The sequence below is a fragment of the Pseudomonas sp. MWU15-20650 genome (assembly GCF_023242475.1).
Classification (GTDB): Bacteria; Pseudomonadota; Gammaproteobacteria; order Pseudomonadales; family Pseudomonadaceae; genus Aquipseudomonas.
In genome coordinates this window covers 23,500-46,626 of sequence record NZ_JALJFG010000039.1, presented here as the reverse complement: position 1 = coordinate 46,626, position 23,127 = coordinate 23,500, and the positions used below count along the sequence as shown (strand labels likewise).

Annotated in this window: 19 protein-coding genes; 1 reads left to right on the top strand and 18 read right to left on the bottom strand. The window is 59.1% G+C overall.

The features are described 5' to 3' along the window. Nucleotides 1-50: 50 nt before the first annotated feature. Both fghA and M5B43_RS23325 read right to left on the bottom strand, forming a co-directional pair. Nucleotides 51-896 (bottom strand): S-formylglutathione hydrolase, encoded by an 846-nt coding sequence (gene fghA, locus M5B43_RS23330; RefSeq protein ID WP_248752282.1) that lies wholly within the window; start codon nt 894-896, stop codon nt 51-53. Between the two features lie 8 nt (nt 897-904). After that, on the bottom strand, nt 905-2,017 hold the full coding sequence (locus M5B43_RS23325; RefSeq protein ID WP_078741110.1) for an S-(hydroxymethyl)glutathione dehydrogenase/class III alcohol dehydrogenase: 1,113 nt from the start codon (nt 2,015-2,017) through the stop codon (nt 905-907). Nucleotides 2,018-2,126: 109 nt separating this feature from the next. On the opposite strand from M5B43_RS23325, the gene M5B43_RS23320 reads away from it, so the two are divergent. Next, on the top strand, nt 2,127-3,023 hold the full coding sequence (locus M5B43_RS23320; protein ID WP_248752281.1) for a LysR substrate-binding domain-containing protein: 897 nt from the start codon (nt 2,127-2,129) through the stop codon (nt 3,021-3,023). 17 nt (nt 3,024-3,040) lie between these two features. Here M5B43_RS23320 and ispD read toward each other — a convergent pair whose 3' ends face one another. From ispD to rseP, 16 genes are all read right to left on the bottom strand, one after another. Beyond that, nucleotides 3,041-3,748 (bottom strand): 2-C-methyl-D-erythritol 4-phosphate cytidylyltransferase, encoded by a 708-nt coding sequence (ispD, locus tag M5B43_RS23315; RefSeq protein ID WP_248752280.1) that lies wholly within the window; start codon nt 3,746-3,748, stop codon nt 3,041-3,043. After that, nucleotides 3,745-4,023 carry a cell division protein FtsB gene (gene ftsB, locus M5B43_RS23310; RefSeq protein ID WP_057723188.1) on the bottom strand — a complete coding sequence of 93 codons (279 nt, stop codon included), beginning with the start codon at nt 4,021-4,023 and terminating at the stop codon, nt 3,745-3,747. The genes ispD and ftsB overlap by 4 nt, the downstream gene beginning before the upstream one ends. Before the next feature lie 171 nt (nt 4,024-4,194). Continuing rightward, nucleotides 4,195-5,484: a phosphopyruvate hydratase gene (gene eno / locus M5B43_RS23305; protein WP_248752279.1), complete on the bottom strand. Its 1,290-nt coding sequence runs from the start codon at nt 5,482-5,484 to the stop codon at nt 4,195-4,197. 157 nt (nt 5,485-5,641) lie between these two features. After that, complete coding sequence (gene kdsA, locus M5B43_RS23300) at nt 5,642-6,487, bottom strand: 3-deoxy-8-phosphooctulonate synthase (RefSeq protein WP_003189190.1); 846 nt, start codon at nt 6,485-6,487, stop codon at nt 5,642-5,644. 5 nt (nt 6,488-6,492) lie between these two features. Further along, nucleotides 6,493-8,124, bottom strand: coding sequence for a CTP synthase (locus M5B43_RS23295; RefSeq protein ID WP_057723190.1), 1,632 nt, complete (start codon nt 8,122-8,124; stop codon nt 6,493-6,495). 270 nt (nt 8,125-8,394) lie between these two features. Continuing rightward, nucleotides 8,395-9,717, bottom strand: a complete 1,323-nt coding sequence (tilS, locus tag M5B43_RS23290) for a tRNA lysidine(34) synthetase TilS (RefSeq protein ID WP_248752278.1) — start codon at nt 9,715-9,717, stop codon at nt 8,395-8,397. A gap of 163 nt (nt 9,718-9,880) precedes the next feature. Beyond that, entirely contained in the window at nt 9,881-10,828 is a 948-nt protein-coding gene (locus M5B43_RS23285; RefSeq protein ID WP_099312707.1) for an acetyl-CoA carboxylase carboxyltransferase subunit alpha, read from the bottom strand. Between the two features lie 152 nt (nt 10,829-10,980). Next, nucleotides 10,981-14,502 carry a DNA polymerase III subunit alpha gene (gene dnaE / locus M5B43_RS23280; protein WP_248752277.1) on the bottom strand — a complete coding sequence of 1,174 codons (3,522 nt, stop codon included), beginning with the start codon at nt 14,500-14,502 and terminating at the stop codon, nt 10,981-10,983. A 76-nt stretch (nt 14,503-14,578) separates the two neighbouring features. Continuing rightward, nucleotides 14,579-15,211, bottom strand: coding sequence for a ribonuclease HII (rnhB, locus tag M5B43_RS23275; protein ID WP_248752276.1), 633 nt, complete (start codon nt 15,209-15,211; stop codon nt 14,579-14,581). Next, entirely contained in the window at nt 15,208-16,347 is a 1,140-nt protein-coding gene (gene lpxB, locus M5B43_RS23270) for a lipid-A-disaccharide synthase (RefSeq protein WP_248752275.1), read from the bottom strand. The genes rnhB and lpxB overlap by 4 nt, the downstream gene beginning before the upstream one ends. A 2-nt stretch (nt 16,348-16,349) precedes the next feature. Further along, nucleotides 16,350-17,126 carry an acyl-ACP--UDP-N-acetylglucosamine O-acyltransferase gene (gene lpxA / locus M5B43_RS23265; protein ID WP_248752274.1) on the bottom strand — a complete coding sequence of 259 codons (777 nt, stop codon included), beginning with the start codon at nt 17,124-17,126 and terminating at the stop codon, nt 16,350-16,352. Continuing rightward, nucleotides 17,123-17,563 (bottom strand): 3-hydroxyacyl-ACP dehydratase FabZ, encoded by a 441-nt coding sequence (gene fabZ, locus M5B43_RS23260; RefSeq protein WP_016976866.1) that lies wholly within the window; start codon nt 17,561-17,563, stop codon nt 17,123-17,125. Before fabZ ends, lpxA begins: the two co-directional genes overlap by 4 nt. A gap of 111 nt (nt 17,564-17,674) precedes the next feature. Continuing rightward, nucleotides 17,675-18,730, bottom strand: a complete 1,056-nt coding sequence (gene lpxD / locus M5B43_RS23255) for a UDP-3-O-(3-hydroxymyristoyl)glucosamine N-acyltransferase (RefSeq protein ID WP_248752273.1) — start codon at nt 18,728-18,730, stop codon at nt 17,675-17,677. A gap of 3 nt (nt 18,731-18,733) precedes the next feature. Next, nucleotides 18,734-19,237: an OmpH family outer membrane protein gene (locus M5B43_RS23250; RefSeq protein WP_003172279.1), complete on the bottom strand. Its 504-nt coding sequence runs from the start codon at nt 19,235-19,237 to the stop codon at nt 18,734-18,736. Between the two features lie 45 nt (nt 19,238-19,282). Beyond that, nucleotides 19,283-21,670 carry an outer membrane protein assembly factor BamA gene (bamA, locus tag M5B43_RS23245; RefSeq protein WP_248752272.1) on the bottom strand — a complete coding sequence of 796 codons (2,388 nt, stop codon included), beginning with the start codon at nt 21,668-21,670 and terminating at the stop codon, nt 19,283-19,285. Between the two features lie 74 nt (nt 21,671-21,744). Beyond that, nucleotides 21,745-23,097 carry a sigma E protease regulator RseP gene (gene rseP / locus M5B43_RS23240; protein WP_248752271.1) on the bottom strand — a complete coding sequence of 451 codons (1,353 nt, stop codon included), beginning with the start codon at nt 23,095-23,097 and terminating at the stop codon, nt 21,745-21,747. Nucleotides 23,098-23,127 lie beyond the last annotated feature (30 nt).

Here is a 23,127-nt window from a genome sequence, read left to right as displayed (position 1 = left end):
AAACGCCCCGATTTAATTCAGGGCGTGATTCTACCTACTTTTGCCTCACATTAACCGAGCAAAGCACGACCGTGATGCCGCAAGTGGTCTTCGATGAAGCTGGCGATAAAGAAGTAGCTGTGGTCGTAGCCAGGCTGCAGGCGTAGTTCGAGCGGATGATTGGCCGCTTTCGCCGCTTGCTGCAAGGCTTCGGGCTTGAGCTGTACCGCGAGAAAGTCGTCGCGGTCGCCCTGGTCCACCAGCAATGGCAGTTTTTCCGAGGCTTCGCTGATCAGTACGCACGCATCCCATTCGCGCCACTTGGCGCGTTCGTCGCCAAGGTAGCGAGAAAAGGCTTTCTGGCCCCATGGGCAGTCCATCGGATTGTTGATCGGCGAAAATGCCGATACCGATTGGTAACGCCCGGGATTGCGCAGCGCGCACACCAGCGCACCGTGACCGCCCATGGAGTGCCCGCTGATGCCGCGTTTATCCGATGCCGGAAAATGCGCTTCAACCAACGCCGGCAATTCCCGCACGACGTAGTCATGCATCCGATAGTGCTTGGCCCACGGTTCCTGGGTGGCATTCAGGTAGAAGCCTGCGCCCAGGCCGAAGTCCCAGGCGTTGTCCGGGTCGCCCGGCACGCCGGGGCCACGAGGGCTGGTGTCCGGCGCGACGATGATCAACCCCAACTCGGCGGCCATGCGCTGGGCGCCGGCTTTGTGCATGAAGTTTTCGTCGGTGCAGGTCAAGCCGGACAGCCAGTACAGCACTGGCAACTTGCCGCCTTGCTCTGCCTGAGGCGGCAGGTAGACGGCGAAGGTCATGTCGCAACCGAGCACATCGGAATGATGTTTGTAGCGTTTATGCCAGCCGCCGAAGCTCTTCTGGCACGACAGGTTTTCCAGGCTCATGGTCGACCTCAGAAGTGGATGACAGTACGAATACTCTTACCTTCATGCATCAGGTCAAACGCTTTGTTGATGTCTTCCAGGCCCATAGTGTGGGTGATGAAGGTGTCCAGCGGGATTTCGCCGGTCTGGGCCATTTCCACGTAGCTTGGCAATTCCGTGCGGCCACGCACGCCGCCGAACGCCGAACCGCGCCAGACGCGACCAGTCACCAGCTGGAATGGGCGGGTAGCGATTTCCTGGCCGGCACCGGCCACGCCGATGATCACCGACTCGCCCCAACCTTTGTGACAGCACTCAAGGGCTGCGCGCATCAGCTGCACATTACCGATGCACTCAAAGGAGAAGTCGACGCCGCCGTCGGTCAAGTCGACGATCACGTCCTGGATTGGGCGGTCGTAGTCTTTCGGGTTGATGCAATCGGTAGCACCCAGTTGCTTGGCGATTTCGAACTTGGCCGGGTTGATATCGATAGCAATGATACGACCGGCCTTGGCCTTCACCGCACCAATCACCGCCGACAGGCCAATACCGCCGAGGCCGAAGATCGCCACGGTGTCGCCCGGCTTGACCTTGGCCGTGTTGATCACGGCACCGATGCCGGTGGTGACGCCGCACCCGAGCAGGCAGACTTTTTCCAGCGGCGCGTCTTTAGGAATCTTGGCCACGGAAATTTCCGGTAGCACGGTGTACTCGGAGAATGTGGAGGTGCCCATGTAGTGGAAAATCGGCTGGCCTTTGTAGGAGAAACGCGTGGTGCCATCCGGCATCAAGCCTTTGCCCTGGGTGGAGCGAATGGCCTGGCACAAGTTGGTCTTGCCCGACAGGCAGAATTTGCACTTGCCGCATTCCGGGGTGTACAGCGGGATCACATGGTCGCCGACGGCCACCGAGGTCACGCCCTCGCCGATCGCTTCAACCACTGCACCGCCTTCATGGCCGAGGATCGACGGGAAAATACCTTCCGGGTCGGCGCCCGACAGGGTGTAGGCGTCGGTGTGGCATACGCCGGACGCCACCACCCGCAACAGCACTTCGCCGGCCTTGGGCATGGCGACATCCACTTCAACGATCTCCAGAGGCTTCTTGGCTTCGAAGGCTACGGCAGCGCGGGACTTGATCATCCGGGTTTCTCCAACGGGTTAAAAACTGAGGCGGTGAGTGTAAAACATGGCTCATTGATTAATAATCCGGACAAAAGCAAAACTTTATTGCTGTACAGGGATAATCGACATGCTGGAAAACCGCTGGGAAGGCATCGATGAGTTTGTCGCAGTGGCCGAATGCAGCCAATTCACCGCAGCGGCCGAGCGGTTGGGCGTCTCGTCGTCGCACATCAGCCGGCAGGTGGCGCGCCTGGAAGAACGCCTGCAAACGCGGTTGCTGTATCGCAGTACGCGCAAGGTGACACTCACCGAAGCGGGCCAGACATTTTTGCAACATTGCCAACGCCTGCAGGACGGACGCGAGGAGGCCTTGCGTGCCGTGGGCGACCTCACCAGCGAACCCAAGGGCATGTTGCGCATGACCTGCGCAGTGGCGTACGGAGAACGCTTCATCGTGCCATTGGTCACGCGGTTCATGGGGCTCTATCCACAATTGCGCGTGGATATCGAGCTGAGCAATCGCCAGTTGGACCTGGTGCACGAAGGTCTCGACCTGGCGATCCGGCTAGGTCGCCTGCAAGACTCACGCATGGTCGCCAGCCGCCTGGCCCCTCGGCGCATGTACTTGTGTGCGTCGCCGTCCTACCTGGCGCGGTATGGTCGGCCACATAGCTTGTCGGAGTTGAGCCGGCATAACTGCCTGATTGGCAGTTCGGATATCTGGCAACTGGCCCAGGATGGACGGGAATTTTCCCAGCGGGTGCAAGGAAACTGGCGCTGCAACAGTGGGCAGGCAGTTTTAGATGCTGCCTTGCAAGGCGTGGGGTTGTGCCAACTGCCGGATTACTACGTGCTGGAGCATTTACACACTGGTGCACTGGTGTCATTGCTGGAGGCGCATCAGCCGCCCAATACGGCGGTGTGGGCACTGTATCCACAGCAACGGCATTTATCGCCGAAGGTCAGGAAGCTGGTGGATTTTTTGAAGGTTGGGCTGGCTGAACGGCCGGAGTACAGCAGTTGATTACACAGTAGTTAGATCTACCGCCGGTTCGCCCACCGCAACCTGAGCCATTCCAGGTCTTCCGGCCGGGTCACCTTGATGTTGTCCGAACGCCCTTCGATCAGCCGCGGCGCCTGGCCGGACCATTCCATGGCCGAGGCTTCGTCGGTAATCACGGCATCAGCCACCAGGCTGTCGGCCAACGCGCGGTGCAACGCGCCCAGGCGGAACATCTGTGGCGTGTAAGCCTGCCAGATCAGGCTGCGGTCAACGGTTTCAACAACGCGACCGTGCTTGTCGACGCGCTTGAGGGTGTCGCGCGCCGGCACAGCCAGCAAGCCGCCGACCGGATCATCGGCCAATTCAGCCAAGAGTTTGTCGAGATCATCACGGCTCAGGTTAGGCCGCGCTGCATCGTGCACCAACACCCAGTCGTCATCACTGGCGCCCAGGGCGTTCAGCTGTAGCAGCGCATTGAGCACCGAGCCCGAACGCTCCGAACCACCGTCTGCGCGGTGGATACGCGAGTCGACGGCACACGCCAGGGTGGGCCAATACGGATCATCTTCAGCCAGACTGACCACCAGGCCTTTAAGCGATGGATGGTCGAGAAAACAGCCGAGGCTGTGTTCGAGAATAGTGCGACCGCCCAGTTGCAGATACTGCTTGGGACGGTCCGCAGCCATACGGGCACCAACGCCCGCGGCAGGAATCACGGCCCAGAAGGCCGGTAGAAAATGGCTCATTGGGCCAACTGGTAGAGGGTTTCGCCCTCCTTGACCATGCCCAATTCATGACGTGCCCGTTCTTCAACGGTCTCCGTACCTTTTTTCAACTCAAGCACTTCAGCGTCAAGCACGCGGTTGCGCTCCAGCAGGCGTTCGTTTTCGGCGTGCTGGTCGGCAATTTGCTGGGTCAGCTCTTCCACCTGCGCAAAGCTGCCATTACCCACCCATAGGCGGTACTGCAGGCCAGCCAGCAACAAGAGCAAGACGAGGAACAACCAATTGGGACTGCGCATCGAAATCCGGGTATCCAGTGAAAAAAGACAGCCAAGCAAACCTTTTGCAGCAGCTGATAGCACGAAGCCTGGAAGACCCAGGCTTGCACTTGATAGCCACCAGATTAGCGTCGAAATTCACACTGCTGTGGTTTTTCCGACGCAATCCGGCGACTTTTTACCATTTACTGATCAGCCGCGAAACTCGTCACGACCGTTGTACTTGGCTTTACCTGCCAACTGCTCTTCGATACGCAGCAGTTGGTTGTACTTGGAAACGCGATCGGAACGGCACAGGGAGCCGGTCTTGATCTGGCCCGCCGAAGTACCCACGGCCAGGTCGGCAATGGTGGAATCTTCGGTTTCACCGGAGCGGTGGGAGATCACGGCCGTGTAGCCCGCAGCCTTGGCCATCTGGATGGCTTCCAGGGTTTCGGTCAGGGTGCCGATCTGGTTGAACTTGATCAGGATCGAATTGGCGATCTTCTTGTCGATGCCTTCTTTCAGGATCTTGGTGTTGGTCACGAACAGGTCGTCACCCACCAGCTGGATTTTCTCGCCGATCTTGTCGGTGAGGACTTTCCAACCCGCCCAGTCGGACTCGTCCAGGCCGTCTTCGATCGAGATGATCGGGTAGCGCTCGGTCAAGCCTTTGAGGTAGTCAGCAAAACCTTCAGAGGTGAACACATGGCCTTCGCCGGACAGGTTGTACTTACCGTCCTCGTAGAACTCGCTGGCGGCGCAGTCCAGGGCCAGGGTCACATCGGTGCCCAGCTTGTAGCCGGCGTTGGCCACCGCTTCGGAGATCACTTTCAATGCATCTTCGTTGGACGCCAGGTTCGGTGCGAAACCACCTTCGTCACCGACGGCAGTGCTCAGGCCACGGGCCTTCAGTACAGCCTTGAGGTGATGGAAAATCTCGGTGCCCATGCGCAGACCTTCGGAGAAGGTCTTGGCGCCAACCGGCTGCACCATGAACTCCTGGATGTCGACGTTGTTATCGGCGTGCTCGCCACCGTTGATGATGTTCATCATCGGCACCGGCATCGAGTAAACGCCTGGGGTGCCATTCAGGTTGGCAATGTGCGCGTACAACGGCAGGTCCTGGTCCTGTGCAGCGGCCTTGGCGGCAGCCAGGGACACGGCGAGGATGGCGTTGGCGCCCAGGCTGCCTTTGTTTTCGGTGCCGTCGAGCTTGATCATCGCGTGGTCCAGGGCTTTCTGGTCCAGCGGGTCCTTGCCCAACAGCAGGTCACGAATCGGACCATTGATGTTGGCTACAGCCTTGAGTACACCCTTGCCCAGGTAACGGCTCTTGTCGCCATCACGCAGCTCCAGCGCTTCGCGCGAACCTGTGGAAGCACCGGATGGCGCGCAGGCGCTGCCGATGATGCCGTTATCGAGAAGCACGTCGGCTTCAACGGTGGGGTTGCCACGGGAGTCGAGAACTTCACGACCTTTGATGTCGACGATTTTTGCCATTGTTGTAAACACTCCAAAGTTGACGAAAACGACGCAGCTGAAGGAAATCTTTTGACCGACCGCAAGGGTGGAACAACGGGGCAGGCTTGCAGGCGACAAGGCTCAGGCCCTGGGACCTGAGCGTAAAGCGTGGGAAATTCTACCGGAGAAACGGCAGTTACGCGGTTTCTACTGTCGGAAAACTCTTGACCAGTTCGTCCAACTGCTTGAGCTGGGCCAGGAATGGCTCCAACTTGTCCAGGCGCAGGGCACAAGGGCCGTCGCACTTGGCGTTGTCCGGGTCCGGGTGGGCTTCCAGGAACAGGCCAGCCAGGGACTGGCTCATGCCTGCCTTGGCCAGGTCAGTCACCTGGGCACGGCGCCCACCGGCAGAGTCCGAGCGACCACCGGGCATTTGCAGCGCATGGGTCACGTCGAAGAACACCGGGTATTCGAACTGTTTCATGATGCCGAAACCGAGCATGTCCACCACGAGGTTGTTGTAGCCGAAGCTCGAACCCCGCTCGCAGAGGATCAACTGGTCGTTACCCGCTTCCACGCACTTGCTCAGGATGTGTTTCATTTCCTGGGGCGCGAGGAACTGGGCTTTCTTGATATTGATCACCGCGCCGGTCTTGGCCATGGCAACCACAAGGTCGGTCTGGCGCGACAGGAAGGCCGGCAACTGGATGATGTCGCACACCTCGGCGACCACGGCAGCCTGTTCAGGCTCGTGGACGTCGGTGATGATCGGCACGCCAAAGGCTTGCTTGATGTCCTGGAAGATCCGCATGCCTTCTTCAAGGCCCGGGCCGCGGTAGGATGTCACGGACGAACGGTTGGCCTTGTCGAAGCTGGCCTTGAACACATAAGGAATACCCAGTTTCTGGGTAACCCTTACGTACTCTTCACAGACCTGCATCGCCATGTCGCGGCTTTCCAGCACGTTCATGCCACCAAACAGCACCATGGGCTTGTCGTTGGCAATCTCGATGTCGCCTACGCGAATGATCTTCTGGGCCATCAGGTTTACGCCTTCTTCTGATGTTGCGTCAGTGCTGCTTTGACAAAACCGCTGAACAACGGATGACCGTCGCGCGGCGTCGAGGTGAACTCCGGGTGGAACTGGCAAGCCACGAACCACGGGTGATCCGGCGCCTCGACCACTTCCACCAGCTTGCCATCACCGGAACGACCGGAGATCTTCAGGCCGGCTTCCTTGATCTGCGGCAGCAGGTTGTTGTTCACTTCGTAGCGATGACGGTGACGCTCGACGATCACGTCCTTGCCGTAGCAATCGTGAACCAGCGAACCGGCCTCCAGCAGGCAATCCTGCGCGCCAAGGCGCATGGTGCCGCCCAGGTCGGAGCTTTCGGTACGGGTTTCAACGGCGCCGGTGGCGTCTTCCCACTCGGTGATCAGGCCCACGACCGGATGGCCGCTGGTGTGATCGAACTCGGTGGAGTTGGCGTCTTTCCAGCCCAGCACGTTACGGGCGAACTCGATAACGGCCACTTGCATGCCCAGGCAGATGCCCAGGTACGGCACTTTGTTTTCACGAGCGTACTGCACGGCAGTGATCTTGCCTTCCACGCCACGCAGGCCGAAACCGCCGGGCACGAGGATCGCGTCGACACCTTCGAGCAGCGCAGTGCCCTGGTTCTCGATGTCTTCGGAGTCGATGTAGCGCAGGTTGACCTTGGTACGGTTGCTGATACCGGCGTGGCTCATCGCTTCGATCAGCGACTTGTACGCGTCCAGCAGCTCCATGTACTTGCCGACCATGGCGATGGTGACTTCATGCTCAGGGTTGAGCTTGGCGTCTACCACGGCTTCCCACTCGGACAGGTCGGCACCGTTGCACTGCAGGCCGAAGCGCTCGACCACAAAATCATCCAGCCCCTGCGAGTGCAGGATGCCCGGGATCTTGTAGATGGTGTCGGCGTCTTCCAGGGCAATCACCGCACGTTCTTCAACGTTGGTGAATTGCGCGATCTTGCGGCGCGAGGAAATGTCGATCGGGTGATCGGAGCGGCACACCAGCACGTCCGGCTGCAGGCCGATGGAACGCAGTTCCTTGACCGAGTGCTGGGTAGGCTTGGTTTTGGTTTCGCCGGCGGTGGCGATGTACGGCACCAGCGTCAGGTGCATCAGCATCGCGCGCTTGGCGCCGACTTCGAAACGCAGCTGGCGGATGGCTTCCAGGAACGGCTGGGACTCGATGTCACCGACGGTGCCACCGATCTCGACCATCGCTACGTCGGCATCGCCTGCACCCTTGATGATGCGGCGCTTGATTTCGTCGGTGATGTGCGGGATCACCTGGATGGTTGCACCCAGGTAGTCACCACGGCGTTCCTTGCGCAGTACGTGCTCATAGACACGGCCGGTGGTGAAGTTGTTGTTCTGGGTCATGGTCGTGCGGATGAACCGCTCGTAGTGGCCCAGGTCCAGGTCGGTCTCGGCGCCGTCGTGGGTGACGAACACTTCACCGTGCTGGAACGGGCTCATGGTGCCCGGGTCAACGTTGATGTACGGGTCCAGCTTGAGCATGGTGACCTTAAGTCCCCGCGCCTCCAGGATGGCCGCCAATGAAGCGGAGGCAATGCCTTTCCCCAATGAAGAAACAACACCGCCCGTGACGAATATGTAGCGCGTCATGAAAAACCCTAGAAGTCTGCGTTAAAGCGGTCCGAGCCGCCGGGGAAAGCGAAGGAAGGCCGAAGCCCCCGATCACCTGCATTAATCACAGTGCACCTTTCAAAAAAACCGCCGCGTTGTGACAGACCAGCAATGAAACACCGGTACGTTGATCGCTACACATTTTTTGGAATCGCCCAGCAAAGACTGCTTGGTAATCGGCAACTGCTGCGATTCAGTTGAATCCACAGAAGTTGTATCAAGAAGGGAGCGTAGTCTACCGGAAAGGCTCTACCAGCTCAAACCTTGATCGCAGGTCTGTGGCAACCAATGTAATTGCCCTTCTTCCGGCGAGCTGGCCCATAGCCCCGCAAGGGTTGGGACAGCCAGCAATTGCTCGCCCCGATACAGCAGCGGCAATCTGCCACGGACGAACCCCGGCAATCCACTTTCGTTTAGCAGACGCTTAAGGTCACGCCGGCCTCGCCCGGGCACCTCGACGATTTCGCCACCCTGTCGATAGCGAATCACCAAGGGGCCGTCGGGCGCTTTGCCGATAAACTTCAGTTGGCCATTAGTGGGTAACTCTAGTGGGTTTTGCGGATGCGGCCAGCTCACCGAGGCGTCGGAAAATTCAGACCACATGGAAGGCAGCCACCATATACGCTCGCCGCACCGGTGAAGCTGACCATCGGCCAGACGCCACTCTGGCTGCGCGTCCCCCTTGGCGTCACGCAGGGAATACCAACTGGCCCAGTGGTCGCTGTCGGGTAAGCGCGTCAGGGGCCTCAGCCAATGACGCAGGGCATTGCGCTGACGAGCGTCGGAAAGCTCTCGCAATGAAGTAAGGGCCAACGATGGCAAGGGTAACCAGGGAAATGGCGAAGGCTGTTCGGCCGCCTGCAAGTCCATCACCGCCAGTTCGTCGAGCAGGCCCTGGGCTTCGCTCAAGTGCTCAGCAGTGCGCGCCAGGTTTGCGACAGCCTGAGGCCAACGCTCCGTCAGCCGCGGGAATACACGATGGCGCAAGTAATTGCGGGAAAACCGGGAGTCGGCATTGGAAGGGTCTTCGATCCACTGCAACTGATGCTCATGAGCATAGGCCTGCAGCTCTATGCGCGAGACATCCAGCAACGGCCGCACCAGGTGCCCGCCCGCCAATGGGCGATGCCCGGGCATTGCTGCCAACCCTCGCACCCCCGCCCCACGCAGCAGGCGAAACAGCAGGGTCTCGGCCTGATCGTCGCGATGCTGGCCGGTAACCATCACCTCCCCCGCCCCGACCACCTCGGTAAACGCCTGATAACGCGCATCACGCGCCGCCCGCTCAAGGCTGGCGCCCGGCCGTACCTGCACGCGCATGACCCGCAAGGGCACGCCCAGGCTGTCACATACTGCTTGGCAATGACTGGGCCAGGCATCGGCGGCAGCTTGCAGGCCATGGTGGATATGGATGGCGCTGAGAGGCGGCAGGGTTTCGGTGTTTGCCAGGGAGGCCAGTAAGTGCAGCAGGACAGTGGAATCAAGCCCACCGGAGAATGCGATATGCCAGGCCGGGGCGTTGCGCCACGGGCCCAGGGTTTTCAGGAGTCTGGCGGGTAGAGCCGGTTTCATCAGATGTCACCGCCGCAAATCTGGAAGACATAGGCCGAGCATATATAAAGCAAATGTGGGAGGGGGCTTGCTCCCGATTGCTGAGTGTCAGTCACTGCATCTGGTGACTGATCCACCGCTATCGGGAGCAAGCCCCCTCCCACATTGAGTGACGGCGTCGACTTTAGAGACCGTAGCTCATCAGGCGCTCATAACGACGGGCCAGCAGTGCCTCGTTATCGAGCTTCTTGAGCATCGCCAGTTGCGAGCCCAGCTCGGCGCGGATGGTCGCCGCAGCGGCAGCCGGGTCACGGTGTGCACCGCCCAATGGCTCGGCGATGACTTTGTCCACGATACCCAGGCCCTTGAGGCGATCAGCGGTAATACCCATGGCTTCGGCAGCGTCCGGCGCCTTTTCGGCGGTTTTCCACAGGATCGAAGCGCAACCTTCCGGTGAAATCACCGCATAGGTCGAGTATTGCAACATGTTCAGTTGGTCGCAGACACCAATGGCCAATGCGCCGCCGGAGCCACCCTCACCGATCACGGTGGCGATGATCGGGGTTTTCAGGCGAGCCATCACCCGCAGGTTCCAGGCGATCGCTTCGCTCTGGTTACGCTCTTCAGCGTCGATACCCGGGTAAGCACCCGGGGTGTCGATGAAGGTCAGGATCGGCATCTTGAAGCGCTCGGCCATTTCCATCAGGCGGCACGCCTTGCGATAGCCCTCTGGACGCGGCATGCCGAAGTTACGGCGAACTTTCTCGCGTACTTCGCGGCCCTTCTGGTGACCGATCACCATCACCGGCTGGTCGTCCAGGCGAGCGATACCGCCCACGATGGCCGCGTCGTCAGAGAAGTGGCGATCGCCGTGCAGCTCGTCGAACTCGGTGAAGATGTGCTGAATGTAGTCCAGGGTGTACGGACGGCGCGGGTGGCGAGCCAGACGCGCGATCTGCCAGCTGGTCAGCTTGCCGAAGATGTCTTCGGTGAGCGCGCTGCTCTTGTCTTGCAGGCGAGCGATCTCATCGCCGATATTCAGCGAATTGTCATTGCCGACCAGGCGTAGTTCTTCAATCTTGGCTTGCAGGTCAGCGATCGGCTGTTCGAAATCAAGAAAATTCGGGTTCATAAGCGTCCGTCTTGGGTCGACGGCCAAGGAGTGCCTGGCCAGCCGGTTGTCTATTCGCGCCCTACCTTAAGGGAGGCACGCGTTTAGGTCGAGATTAAATGTTTGGTCGAGATCAGGCGAATACTCTTCATGGAAAAGAAAGCGCCTGGCCATCAACGGTATTGGAGGAAGACGTTGTCTCGCCCGAACTGGTCACGCAAAGCTTGAATCAAGCCATCAGCAGGATCAATTCGCCACGTCTCACCAAACTGCAACATCGCCTTGGCGTCGCTGCCGGTGTACTCCATGGTCACCGGGCATGCGCCACGGTGGCGCTTGAGCAAGTCACCCAACCAGCGTAGCTGATCGCCTTTAAGTGCCTCAGTCTTGACCTTCAAACGCAGGCTTTCCGCCAGGTTGGTGCGCGCATCTTCCATGCTCATCACCCGTTTGATCCGCAGGCGCAGGCCGCCGGAGAAGTCGTCGTTGCTGACCTCCCCTTCCACCACCACCATGGCGTCGGTCTGCAGCAGCGACTGGGCGGAGTGGAAAGCATCGGCAAACAGCGACGCCTCGATCCGGCCCGAGCGGTCATCGAGGGTGATAAAGCCCATCTTGTCGCCCTTCTTATTTTTCATCACCCGCAGGGCGATGATCATGCCGGCGACGGTCTGGGTGTCTCGCGCCGGCTTCAGGTCAATAATGCGCTGACGGGCGAAACGGCGGATTTCCCCCTCGTACTCGTCAATCGGGTGACCGGTGAGGTACAGGCCCAAGGTGTCTTTTTCGCCCTTGAGTCGCTCTTTGAGGGTCAGTTCCTTGGCCTTGCGGTGGTTGGCATACACATCCGCGTCTTCTTCGACGAACAGCCCACCAAACAGGTCGGCGTGACCACTGTCATGGGTGCGGGCGGTCTGTTCGGCGGCCTTGATCGCTTCTTCCATGGCGGTGAGCAATACCGCGCGATTACGGTCGATATTGGCCTGGTAAGCCTTCGGCTCATCATGGAAATACGGGCCGAGACGGTCCAGTGCGCCGCTGCGGATCAAGCCATCGAGGGTACGTTTGTTGATGCGTTTGAGGTCAACCCGCGCGCAAAAATCGAACAGGTCCTTGAACGGCCCGTCCGCGCGCGCCTCGGTAATGGCTTCCACCGGGCCTTCGCCCACGCCCTTGATCGCGCCCAGGCCATAAATGATGCGGCCTTCGTCGTTCACCGTGAACTTGAACTCCGAGGCGTTCACGTCCGGCGCGTCGAGGCGCAGTTTCATGGTGCGCACTTCCTCGATCAAGGTCACGACCTTGTCGGTGTTGTGCATATCCGCCGAGAGCACCGCCGCCATGAACGGCGCCGGGTAGTGGGCTTTCAGCCAGGCGGTCTGGTACGACACCAGGCCGTAGGCGGCGGAGTGGGATTTGTTGAAGCCGTAACCGGCGAACTTTTCTACCAGGTCGAAGATGTTACCGGCCAGGTCCGCATCGATATTGTTAGTGGCGCAGCCTTCAATGAAACCGCCGCGCTGCTTGGCCATCTCTTCGGGCTTTTTCTTACCCATGGCCCGGCGCAGCATGTCTGCACCACCGAGGGTATAACCGGCCATCACCTGGGCGATCTGCATCACCTGTTCCTGGTACAGGATGATGCCGTAGGTCGGTGCCAATACGGGCTTGAGGCCCTCGTACTGGTAGTCGGAGTGCGGGTAAGCGAGTTCTGCGCGGCCGTGCTTACGGTTGATGAAGTCATCCACCATGCCCGATTGCAGTGGGCCCGGACGGAACAGGGCCACCAGTGCGATCAAGTCTTCCAGGCAGTCGGGCTTGAGCTTTTTGATCAGCTCCTTCATGCCGCGGGACTCAAGCTGGAACACCGCCGTGGTCTCGGCTTTTTGCAGCAGGCTGTAGGTGGGTTTGTCGTCCAGCGGGATAAACGCGATATCCAGCGGCTCTTCGTTGACCTTGGCGCGCTCGCGGTTGATGGTCTTGAGCGCCCAGTCGATGATCGTCAGGGTCCGCAGCCCCAGGAAGTCGAACTTCACCAGGCCGGCCGCTTCAACGTCATCTTTGTCGAACTGGGTAACCAGGCCGTCGCCCTCTTCGTCGCAATAGATCGGCGAAAAGTCGGTCAGCTTGGTCGGGGCGATGACCACGCCACCGGCGTGTTTACCGACGTTACGCACCACGCCTTCAAGCTTGCGGGCCATGTCCCAGATTTCGGCGGCTTCTTCGTCGACCTTGATAAAGTCGCGCAGGATTTCTTCCTGCTCGTAGGCTTTTTCCAGGGTCATGCCGACTTCAAACGGAATCATCTTGGACAGGCGATCCGCCAGGCCATAAGACTTGCCCTGCACCCGGGCCACGTCGCGAATTACCGCCTTTGCCGCCATGGAACCGAAGGTAATGATCTGGCTTACGGCGTTACGGCCGTATTTCTCCGCCACGTATTCGATGACACGGTCACGACCGTCCATGCAGAAGTCGACGTCGAAGTCGGGCATGGAAACCCGTTCCGGGTTCAGGAAACGTTCGAACAGCAGGTCATATTCCAGCGGGTCGAGGTCGGTAATCTTCTGCACATAGGCAACCAGCGAACCAGCACCTGACCCACGGCCCGGACCTACCGGCACGCCATTGTTTTTGGCCCACTGGATAAAGTCCATTACGATCAGGAAGTAACCGGGGAATCCCATCTGGATGATGATATCCAGCTCGAAATTCAACCGATCGACATAGACCTGACGCTTGGCCTCGTAGTCTTCAGTGGTGTCCCTGGGCAGCAGAACGCTGAGACGCTCCTCCAGCCCGTCGAACGAAACCTTGCGGAAGTATTCATCGATGGTCATGCCATCGGGAATCGGGAAGTTGGGCAGGAAGTGCTTGCCCAGCTTCACTTCGATGTTGCAGCGCTTGGCGATCTCGACGGAGTTTTCCAGGGCCTCGGGCAGGTCACTGAACAGTTCCGCCATTTCATCGGCGCTTTTGAGGTACTGCTCTTCGCTGTAGTTTTTCGAGCGGCGTGGGTCATCGAGGGCACGGCCTTCGCCGATGCACACGCGGGTTTCGTGGGCTTCGAAATCTTCTTTCTTGATAAAGCGCACATCATTGGTTGCCACCAGCGGCGCGCCCAGCTTGTCGGCCAGGGCCACAGCGGCGTGCAGATGCTCTTCATCGTTGGGGCGGTTGGTGCGCTGCACTTCCAGGTAAAAGCGGTCCGGGAACACCTGCATCCATTCGCGGGCCAACACTTCGGCTTCCTGCGGATTACCGCCGAGCAGCGCGATACCGATCTCGCCCTCTTTGGCGGCCGAGAGCATGATCAGCCCTTCGCTGGCTTCGGCGACCCACTCTCGCTCGATGATGATCGAGCCATTGCGTTGGCCATCGATAAAGCCACGGGAAATCAGCTCGGTGAGGTTGCGATAACCCACGCCGTTCATCGCCAGGAGGCTGATACGGCTCAGGGGGTTATCCGGGTCCTTGTTGGACAGCCACAGGTCGGCACCACAGATCGGCTTGATGCCCGCCCCCATGGCGTTCTTGTAGAACTTGACCAGGGAACACATGTTGTTCTGATCGGTAACCGCGACCGCAGGCATGTTCATGCCCACCAGGGTTTTGACCAGCGGTTTGATCCGTACCAGGCCGTCGACCAGGGAGTATTCAGTGTGCAGGCGTAGATGAACGAATGAAGCCGGCATAAAGATCCTGTCTTGATACATGGAAACAACAAGGCCCGGATTGTACCGGGCCTTGGCAAAAACATCAGCCTCGCGACTAAACCTCGCTGAGGTTCTCGCGCAGCTCATAAGCCTGGCGCACCGGCGCAAACGAACGACGGTGGATCGGCGTAGGACCCAGGCGGGCCAAGGCTTCCAGATGAACGGGCGTCGGGTAGCCCTTATGGCCTGCGATACCGTAGCCGGGGTAGATCAATTCGAAAGCAGCCATTTCACGATCCCGGCTGACTTTGGCCAGGATAGAAGCAGCAGCAATCGCCGGAACCTTGCTGTCGCCCTTGACCACGGCTTCAGCCGGCATCGCCAGTTTCGGGCAGCGGTTGCCGTCGATCATCGCCAGTTTTGGCGTAATGTGCAGACCTTCAACGGCACGCCGCATGGCCAGCATGGTGGCGTGAAGGATGTTCAGCTCGTCGATTTCTTCGACTTCAGCCCGAGCGATATGCCAGCTCAGGGCCTTCTCACAAATCTCGTCGAAGAGTTTTTCGCGACGCGCTTCGGTGAGTTTTTTCGAGTCATTAAGGCCCAGGATCGGACGGTTCGGATCAAGGATCACGGCCGCCGTGACGACTGCACCGCAGAGCGGGCCGCGCCCAACCTCATCCACACCTGCCACCAGTTCGTGGGCTTGGGCGACCAGGCTGAAGTCCAGGCCCATTTGCGTACTCATAAGGCTTCCTGTTTATGGCCAATCAAGGTCAGCACGGCATCCGCCGCCTGGTTGGATGCATCACGGCGCAGGGTGCGGTGGATGGCATCAAAACCACGGGTTTGCTCTTCGCCGCCATCGATCAAGGGGAGCAGGGTTTGCGCGAGTGCTTCAGGCGTTGCATCGTCCTGCAACAACTCCGGCACCAACAGGCGCTGGGCCAGCAGGTTGGGCAAGGAAATATAGGGGCTCTTGACCATGCGCTTGAGAATCCAGAAGGTCAGCGGCGCCAGCCGGTAGGCCACGACCATGGGCCGCTTGTACAGCAAAGCCTCCAGGGTGGCGGTACCGGAAGCGATCAACACGGCATCGCAGGCTGCCAGGGCCAGGTGAGACTGACCGTCGAGCAGGGTCAACGGCAGGTTGCGACCTTCCAGCAGTGTTTCGATTTGTGCGCGACGTTGCGGGCTGGCGCACGGCAACACAAAGCGAATACCCGGCTTTAACACCAGCAGACGCTCGGCGGCATCAAAAAACAGCGCCCCCAGGCGTCCGACTTCACCGCCACGACTGCCCGGCATGAGCGCGACCAGCGGGCCATCAGGCAAGCCCAGCTCAGCGCGCGCCGCAGCCCGGTCGGCCTGCAAGGGAATGGCATCCGCCAGCGTATGGCCGACAAATCGCACCGGAACGCCTTTTTCCTCGTAGAACCGAGCTTCGAACGGCAACAAAGTGAGCATCAAGTCGCAGCCTTCGCGGATCTTCAGCACCCGCTTCTGCCGCCACGCCCACACGGATGGGCTGACGTAGTGCACAGTCTTGAGCCCGGCCTGACGTAACTTGAGTTCAATAGTGAGGGTGAAGTCCGGTGCATCGATACCGATAAAAACGTCGGGCTTCTCTTCGATCAAGGTCTTGATCAGGAGCTTACGGCGAGCGAGCAGCTCACGCAGACGCCCCAATACCTCCACCAACCCCATGACCGACAGACGCTCCATGGGGAAGTAGGAAGTGAGGCCCTCGGCCTGCATCAACGGACCACCCACACCGATAAATTCCACTGCCGGATGCTGGGCCTTGAGGGCCCGCATCAAGCCCGCCCCCAGAATATCGCCGGAAGCTTCTCCGGCCACCAATGCGATACGCAAATTGGCCATGATCAGCGGGTGATACCGCGCGTCGACGCCTGGATCGAGTCACGGAAGACCGCAACCTCCGGGAACGACGCGGCCGGCTCGGCCAGTTCAGTCAGGGCTTGCTCAACCGTCAGTCCCTGGCGGTAAACCGTCTTGTAGGCACGGCGCAGGGCATGGATGGCATCTTCGCTGAAACCACGCCGGCGCATGCCTTCGAAGTTCATGCTACGGGCTTCGGCTGGGTTGCCGAACACCGTGACATAGGCCGGGACATCCTTGCCGATGGCGGTGCCCATTCCGGAAAAGCTGTGGGCACCGATATGGCAGTACTGATGGACCAGCGTGAAACCGGAGAGAATCGCCCAGTCGTCAACGTGCACATGGCCTGCCAACGCGGTGTTATTGACCAGGATGCAATGGTTGCCGATCACGCTGTCGTGGCCGATGTGCGCATAGGCCATGATCAGGTTGTGATCACCCAAGGTGGTCTCGGCACGATCCTGCACGGTGCCGCGGTGAATGGTGACGCCTTCACGGATGATGTTGTGGTCACCGATTACCAGGCGTGTTTCTTCACCCTTGTACTTCATGTCCGGCGTATCTTCGCCTACCGAGGAAAACTGGTAGATACGATTGTGTTTGCCAATGCGGGTCGGCCCTTTAAGGATCACGTGCGGCCCGATGACAGTCCCCTCGCCGATTTCAACACCTGCGCCGACGATCGACCAAGGGCCGACCTCAACGTCGGCGGCCAGTACGGCCGACGGATCGATGATTGCGCGAGGGTCAATCAAACTCATAGTTTGCGTTCCGCACAGATGATCTCGGCAGAGCACACCGGCTTGCCATCCACCGATGCCTGGCATTCGAACTTCCAGATCTGGCGCTTGCAACTGATGAACTTGGCTTCCAGGATCAACTGGTCACCCGGTGTGACCGGGTTGCGAAAACGCAGCTTGTCCGAACCTACGAAGTAGTAAAGCGTGCCATCGGCAGGCTTGAGGTCGAGCATTTTAAAACCAAGGATACCGGCAGCCTGGGCCATTGCTTCAATGATCAGCACACCCGGCATGATTGGATGCGCGGGAAAGTGACCATTGAAGAACGGTTCGTTGATGCTGACATTCTTGTAGGCACGAATGCGCTTTTCCTCGATATTGAGGTCCACTACGCGGTCCACCAGCAGGAACGGGTAACGGTGAGGCAGGTATTCGCGAATCTCGTTGATGTCCATCATTTCGGGGGGAAGCCTGTAATAAAGATTGGGGGCGGGCGGACTAACCACACGCCCCGCTAGCAAATCAAGGAGGCAGTCTAGCGGCTGTGCACACTTGATATGGAAATGGTATCAGCCTTCTGATGAAGCATTACCGCCAGGGGTCACGTCCCCAACACGCTTTTCCAACTGCTTGAGGCGCCGCGCCATGTCGTCGAGTTGCCTCAAGCGCGCTGCACTCTTACGCCATTCAGCCGCTGGCTGCATGGCGGTACCGGAGGAATAGGCGCCAGGCTCGGTAATCGAGTGGGTTACCATGGTCATGCCGGTGATGAAGACGTTGTCGCAAATGTCGATATGCCCCACCAGCCCTACGCCACCAGCAAGCATGCAATGCTTGCCGATCTTGGTGCTGCCGGAAATCCCCACACAAGCCGCCATGGCGGTGTGATCGCCAATCTGTACGTTGTGGGCGATCTGGATCTGGTTGTCGAGCTTCACGCCGTTACCGATCACGGTATCGGCCAGGGCCCCGCGATCAACAGCAGTGTTGACGCCGATTTCCACGTCGTCGCCGATCAATACACCGCCAACCTGGGCAATCTTGTGCCAAACACCTTTGGAGTTGGCGAAACCGAACCCTTCTCCACCGATCACGGCACCCGATTGAATGACAACCCGCTCACCGATACGCACGTCGTGGTACAGGGTGACACGAGGAGCCAGCCAGCCATCGGCACCGATTTCGCAGCGCGCACCGACAAAGCAGTGAGCGCCGACGGTGACACCAGCAGCAATACGTGCGCCGCTCTCGATCACGGCAAAGGCACCAATGCTGGCCGCCGGATCAACCTGGGCATCCTCGGCGATCACAGCCGACGGGTGAATACCGCCAGCCGCCTTCGGCTTGGGATCAAACAGGTGCGACGCCTTCGCGTACGACAGGTACGGGTCGGCCACCACCAGCGCATCCCCGATGAACCCTTCGGCGTCGGCGGCCTTCAGCAACACGGCTGCGGCCTGGCAGTCGACCAGGTATTTACGGTATTGAGGATTTGCGAGGAAGCTCAACTGAGCTGGGCCAGCCTCCTGCAAGGTGGCTAGCCCAGTGATTTCTTTCTCCGGGGAGCCACGCAAGGTGGCCCCCAGGAACTCGGCCAACTCGCCGAGCTTGATAGTCGCAGTCATGGTTTACTTCAGCTGGTTCATGCGCTCGATCACCTGACGGGTGATGTCGTATTGAGGCTTGACGTCGATCACGGCGCCACGCTCGAACACCAGGTCAAAGGCACCTTTCTTGATGACTTCTTCCACAGCGCTGTCGAGCTTAGGCTTGAGCTGCTTGAGCATTTCACGGTCAGCAACTGCTTTGGCTTCGTTCAGCTCCTTGGACTGGAACTGATAGTCACGGGCCTTTTGCTTGAATTCAAGCTCCAGACGCTCGCGCTCGCCTTGCTGCATTTTGTCGCCACCCGCTACAAGGCGGTCCTGAATGCCCTTGGCACTGCTTTCCAGGGTCTTGAGCTTGGTCAGTTGCGGACCGAATTTCTTCTCGGCATCCACGGCGTATTTCTTGGCCGCGTCGGATTCCAACAAGGCCATCTGATAGTTCAGGACGGCAATTTTCATTTCGGCGAAGGCCGGGGTGGTTACCAGCACAGTTGCCAGCAGAACCAATTGAGTCAACTTACGCACGATGCACTCCTACAGAATCCGTTGTCGTTATCTTAGGTCAGACGCTTAGAACGTCTGGCCGAGGGAGAATTGGAAAATCTGGGTTTCAGCGTTATCCGGTTTCTTGATCGGCATGGCCAGAGCAAAGCTCAATGGGCCCAGCGCAGTCACCCATGTCACGCCAACACCGACCGAGCTCGCCATGTTACTGAAGCTCACGTCGTTACACTGGGTGCTGGACTTCGAGCCGTTAGGGTTGGTGACCTGTTCGCACTTGGAGTCGAACACGTTACCCACATCCCAGAAAACCGAAGTACGCAGGGAGCGCTGGTCCTTGACGAACGGCAGCGGGAACAGAATCTCCGCACCACCCTGGATCAACACGTTACCACCAAATGGCAGTGCGCTACTGTCCGGGTCGGCGATAGTGCCCTGGTTACCAGTGATAGTCTCACCACGGCTCGGGGTACCACGTGGGCCCAGGGTGCTGTCCTTGAAACCACGAACCGAGTTGAAACCACCGGCGTAGTAGTTCTCGTAGAACGGCAGGCCATTGGTCGAACCATAACCGTCGCCATAACCCAACTCGGTGTGCAGGCGCATGGTGTAGTTATCGCTCAACGGCTGGAACAACTGGCCACGGTAGTCGAGCTTGAAGAACGACAGGTCGCTGCCCGGCGTGGTGGCTTCCAGGGTCAAGCTCTGGGAGTGACCACGGGTTGCCAGCACCCCTTTGTTCAAGGTCGATTCCGACCAGCCAGCCGACGCCTTGAAGTTCAGGAACTGGTCGCCCTCGTTACGCACGAAGTTGAAGATTTCGTCCACGGTGTATACACCGGTCTTGATCTTGTCCTGTTGCGCGGTAAGGCCGAAGGTCAGGCGCGACGTCTCGCTGATCGGGTAGCCGATGTTGGCACCCACACCAAAACTGTCGATCGCATAGCTGGCTACGTTTACATCGAGATCTTTGTAGTCGGTGGTGCGGTAGAAGGCGTTGTAGCCCAGGCTCACACCGTCAGCGGTCCAGTAGGGGTCGACATAACCGAAGTTATAGCGGCTCTGGTATTCGCTTCGGGTCAGGCCGATGGAGACCTTGTTACCGGTACCGAGGAAGTTGTTCTGGGTAATCGAACCACCGAGGATCAGACCAGCACTCTGTGCGAAGCCGACACTGGCAGTGATCGAGCCCGAGGCTTGCTCTTCAACGGCATAGTTCACGTCAACCTGGTCGTCCACGCCCGGTACGGCCGGGGTTTCGACGTTGACTTCCTTGAAGAAGCCCAGACGCTCCAGACGAGTCTTGGATTGGTCGATCAGGTAAGTCGACGCCCAACCACCTTCCATCTGACGCATTTCACGGCGCAGCACTTCGTCCGCAGACTTGGTGTTGCCACGGAAGTTGATGCGGTTTACGTAGGCACGCTTGCCTGGGTCGACGACGAAGGTGATGTCCACGGTGTGGTCATCATCATGCGGGGTCGGCACGCCGTTGACGTTGGCGAAGGTATAGCCTTCGTTACCCAGGCGACGGGTGATCAGTTCGGACGTGGTGGTCATCAGCTTGCGCGAGAACACCTGGTCCTTCTGCACGAGCAACAGGGACTTGACCTGGTCTTCAGGGACTTTCAAGTCGCCGCTGAGCTTGACGTCACGAACCTTGTACTTCTCGCCTTCGTTGACGTTGACCGTGATGTAGACGTGCTTCTTGTCCGGGGTGATGGACACCTGGGTCGAAGCGATGTCCATGTTGATGTAGCCACGGTCCAGGTAGTAGGAGCGCAGACGCTCCAGGTCACCGGACAGTTTTTCACGGGCGTACTTGTCATCGTTCTTGAAGAACGACAACCAGTTGGTGGTCTTGAGTTCGAACAGGTCGATCAGGTCGTCATCAGCAAACTTGGTGTTGCCCACCACGTTGATGTGCTGAATAGCCGCCACGGTGCCTTCATTGATGTTGACCTTCAGGCCGACACGGTTACGAGGCTGCGGGATCACTTCCGTTTCCACGGTCGCGGAGTAGCGGCCCTGGGCAACGTACTGGCGTTGCAGCTCGTTACGCACACCTTCAAGGGTAGCGCGCTGGAAGATTTCGCCCTCGGCCAGGCCGGATTGCTTGAGGCCCTTCATCAGGTCTTCAGTGGAGATCGCCTTGTTACCTTCGATCGCGATACTGGCGACGGAAGGTCGCTCGACGACCGTGATGACCAGGACGTTACCTTCGCGACCCAGTTGGATATCTTGAAAGAACCCGGTTTTGAACAGCGCACGAGTGGATTCCACCAGGCGACGATCATCAGCCTGTTCCCCGACGTTCAACGGCAAGGCACCAAAGACGCTACCGGCGGAAACCCGCTGGAGGCCGTTGACGCGAATATCGGAGATAGTGAAGGACTCGGCGTGAACTTCGGCGATCATCAATACGGTGAGAACCGCAGTTAGCAGCAGACGTTTCATGAAGTCCTTTCTTATTCCAACTGGCAATAAACAAACTGCCGCAAAATGCGGCAGATTCGCAATTCAGCGAAGCGTTACAGTCGTCCCAGATCGTTGACCAGAGCTAACAACATCACCCCGACCACCAAACTGATACCGATCTGTATCCCCCAACCCTGCACCCGATCCGACAAGGGGCGACCACGCACCCACTCGACCAGATAAAACAACAGATGCCCCCCATCCAATACCGGGATGGGCAGCAAATTCAGAACCCCAAGGCTAATACTCAGATAAGCCAGGAAATTCAGGAAATCCGCGACACCCGACTGGGCAGAAGCGCCCGCCACTTTAGCAATGGTTATCGGCCCACTCAAGTTTTTTACCGAGAGCTCGCCGAACAACATCTTCTTGAGGGATTCGAGGGTCAGCACGCTCATGGTCCAGGTGCGTTTCGCGCCTTCGCCAATGGCCGCCAATGGCCCGAAACTGACCTCTCGCACCATCGATGGTGGCCACTCAACACCTTTGACCCCGGCCCCCAGATACCCCCCGGCAGCCTTGGCCTCCCCACGCGTCGACAAGGTCACAGGGACGTCGATTTGAGCACCATCACGCTCAACTTTCAGCACAATCTTGGTATCAGGGCGTACACGCACCAGATCGACCACTTGCTGCCAGTCATTCAGCGCCTGGCCATCAAGGGCCAACAATCGATCACCCGTTTTCAGACCAGCAGCCTGGGCGGGACCTTTCGAATCAAGCTCGGCAAGTACCGGCGGCAACGCCGGACGCCAGGGGCGTATGCCCAAAGACTTGATCGGATCAGGCTCATCCGCGCCCTTGAGCCAGTGATCCAGGGCCAACTCACGCGCAGTCTCGGCACTGGAGTCCTGCTCACGCACCACGACACGGATAGTGCCGCTTTCACCCATGCGGCGCACCAACTGCAGATTGACCGCCCCCCAACCCGTGGTCGGCTCGTCATCAATGGAAACAATTTCCTGCCCAGCGACCAATCCTGCCTTCGCCGCCATGCTGTCCGCTTCAACCGCGCCAATCACCGGACGCACCTGCTGGCTGCCCATCATGGCCAGGACCCAGAAGAACACCATCGCCAACAGGAAATTGGCGATGGGGCCAGCTGCGACAATGGCAATACGCTGACGAACGGTCTTGCGATTGAAGGATTGGTCCAGCTGATCTGCTGGCACCTCGCCTTCTCGCTCGTCGAGCATCTTGACGTAGCCACCCAACGGAATGGCTGCAATCACGAACTCGGTGCCCCGACGATCATGCCAGCGCAGCAACGGCATGCCGAAGCCGACGGAAAAACGCAATACCTTGACGCCGCAACGACGCGCCACCCAAAAGTGGCCGAATTCGTGGAAGGTAACCAACACACCCAGAGCAACCAGGGTGCCGACAATCATGTAGAGCGCACTCATCTAATCTCTCCGCATTTAATTCAGTGCCTG

Excerpts from the sequence above, each read along its gene's own strand:
- M5B43_RS23320 (WP_248752281.1), top strand. The coding sequence starts at position 2,127 with ATGCTGGAAAACCGCTGGGAAGGCATCGATGAGTTTGTCGCAGTGGCC.
- rnhB (WP_248752276.1), bottom strand. The coding sequence starts at position 15,211 with ATGAGTACGCAAATGGGCCTGGACTTCAGCCTGGTCGCCCAAGCCCAC.
- ftsB (WP_057723188.1), bottom strand. The coding sequence starts at position 4,023 with ATGCGCAGTCCCAATTGGTTGTTCCTCGTCTTGCTCTTGTTGCTGGCT.
- fabZ (WP_016976866.1), bottom strand. The coding sequence starts at position 17,563 with ATGATGGACATCAACGAGATTCGCGAATACCTGCCTCACCGTTACCCG.
- M5B43_RS23295 (WP_057723190.1), bottom strand. The coding sequence starts at position 8,124 with ATGACGCGCTACATATTCGTCACGGGCGGTGTTGTTTCTTCATTGGGG.
- dnaE (WP_248752277.1), bottom strand. The coding sequence starts at position 14,502 with ATGCCGGCTTCATTCGTTCATCTACGCCTGCACACTGAATACTCCCTG.
- bamA (WP_248752272.1), bottom strand. The coding sequence starts at position 21,670 with ATGAAACGTCTGCTGCTAACTGCGGTTCTCACCGTATTGATGATCGCC.
- M5B43_RS23325 (WP_078741110.1), bottom strand. The coding sequence starts at position 2,017 with ATGATCAAGTCCCGCGCTGCCGTAGCCTTCGAAGCCAAGAAGCCTCTG.
- kdsA (WP_003189190.1), bottom strand. The coding sequence starts at position 6,487 with ATGGCCCAGAAGATCATTCGCGTAGGCGACATCGAGATTGCCAACGAC.
- rseP (WP_248752271.1), bottom strand. The coding sequence starts at position 23,097 with ATGAGTGCGCTCTACATGATTGTCGGCACCCTGGTTGCTCTGGGTGTG.
- fghA (WP_248752282.1), bottom strand. The coding sequence starts at position 896 with ATGAGCCTGGAAAACCTGTCGTGCCAGAAGAGCTTCGGCGGCTGGCAT.
- M5B43_RS23285 (WP_099312707.1), bottom strand. The coding sequence starts at position 10,828 with ATGAACCCGAATTTTCTTGATTTCGAACAGCCGATCGCTGACCTGCAA.
- ispD (WP_248752280.1), bottom strand. The coding sequence starts at position 3,748 with ATGAGCCATTTTCTACCGGCCTTCTGGGCCGTGATTCCTGCCGCGGGC.
- tilS (WP_248752278.1), bottom strand. The coding sequence starts at position 9,717 with ATGAAACCGGCTCTACCCGCCAGACTCCTGAAAACCCTGGGCCCGTGG.
- lpxB (WP_248752275.1), bottom strand. The coding sequence starts at position 16,347 with ATGGCCAATTTGCGTATCGCATTGGTGGCCGGAGAAGCTTCCGGCGAT.
- lpxA (WP_248752274.1), bottom strand. The coding sequence starts at position 17,126 with ATGAGTTTGATTGACCCTCGCGCAATCATCGATCCGTCGGCCGTACTG.
- lpxD (WP_248752273.1), bottom strand. The coding sequence starts at position 18,730 with ATGACTGCGACTATCAAGCTCGGCGAGTTGGCCGAGTTCCTGGGGGCC.
- eno (WP_248752279.1), bottom strand. The coding sequence starts at position 5,484 with ATGGCAAAAATCGTCGACATCAAAGGTCGTGAAGTTCTCGACTCCCGT.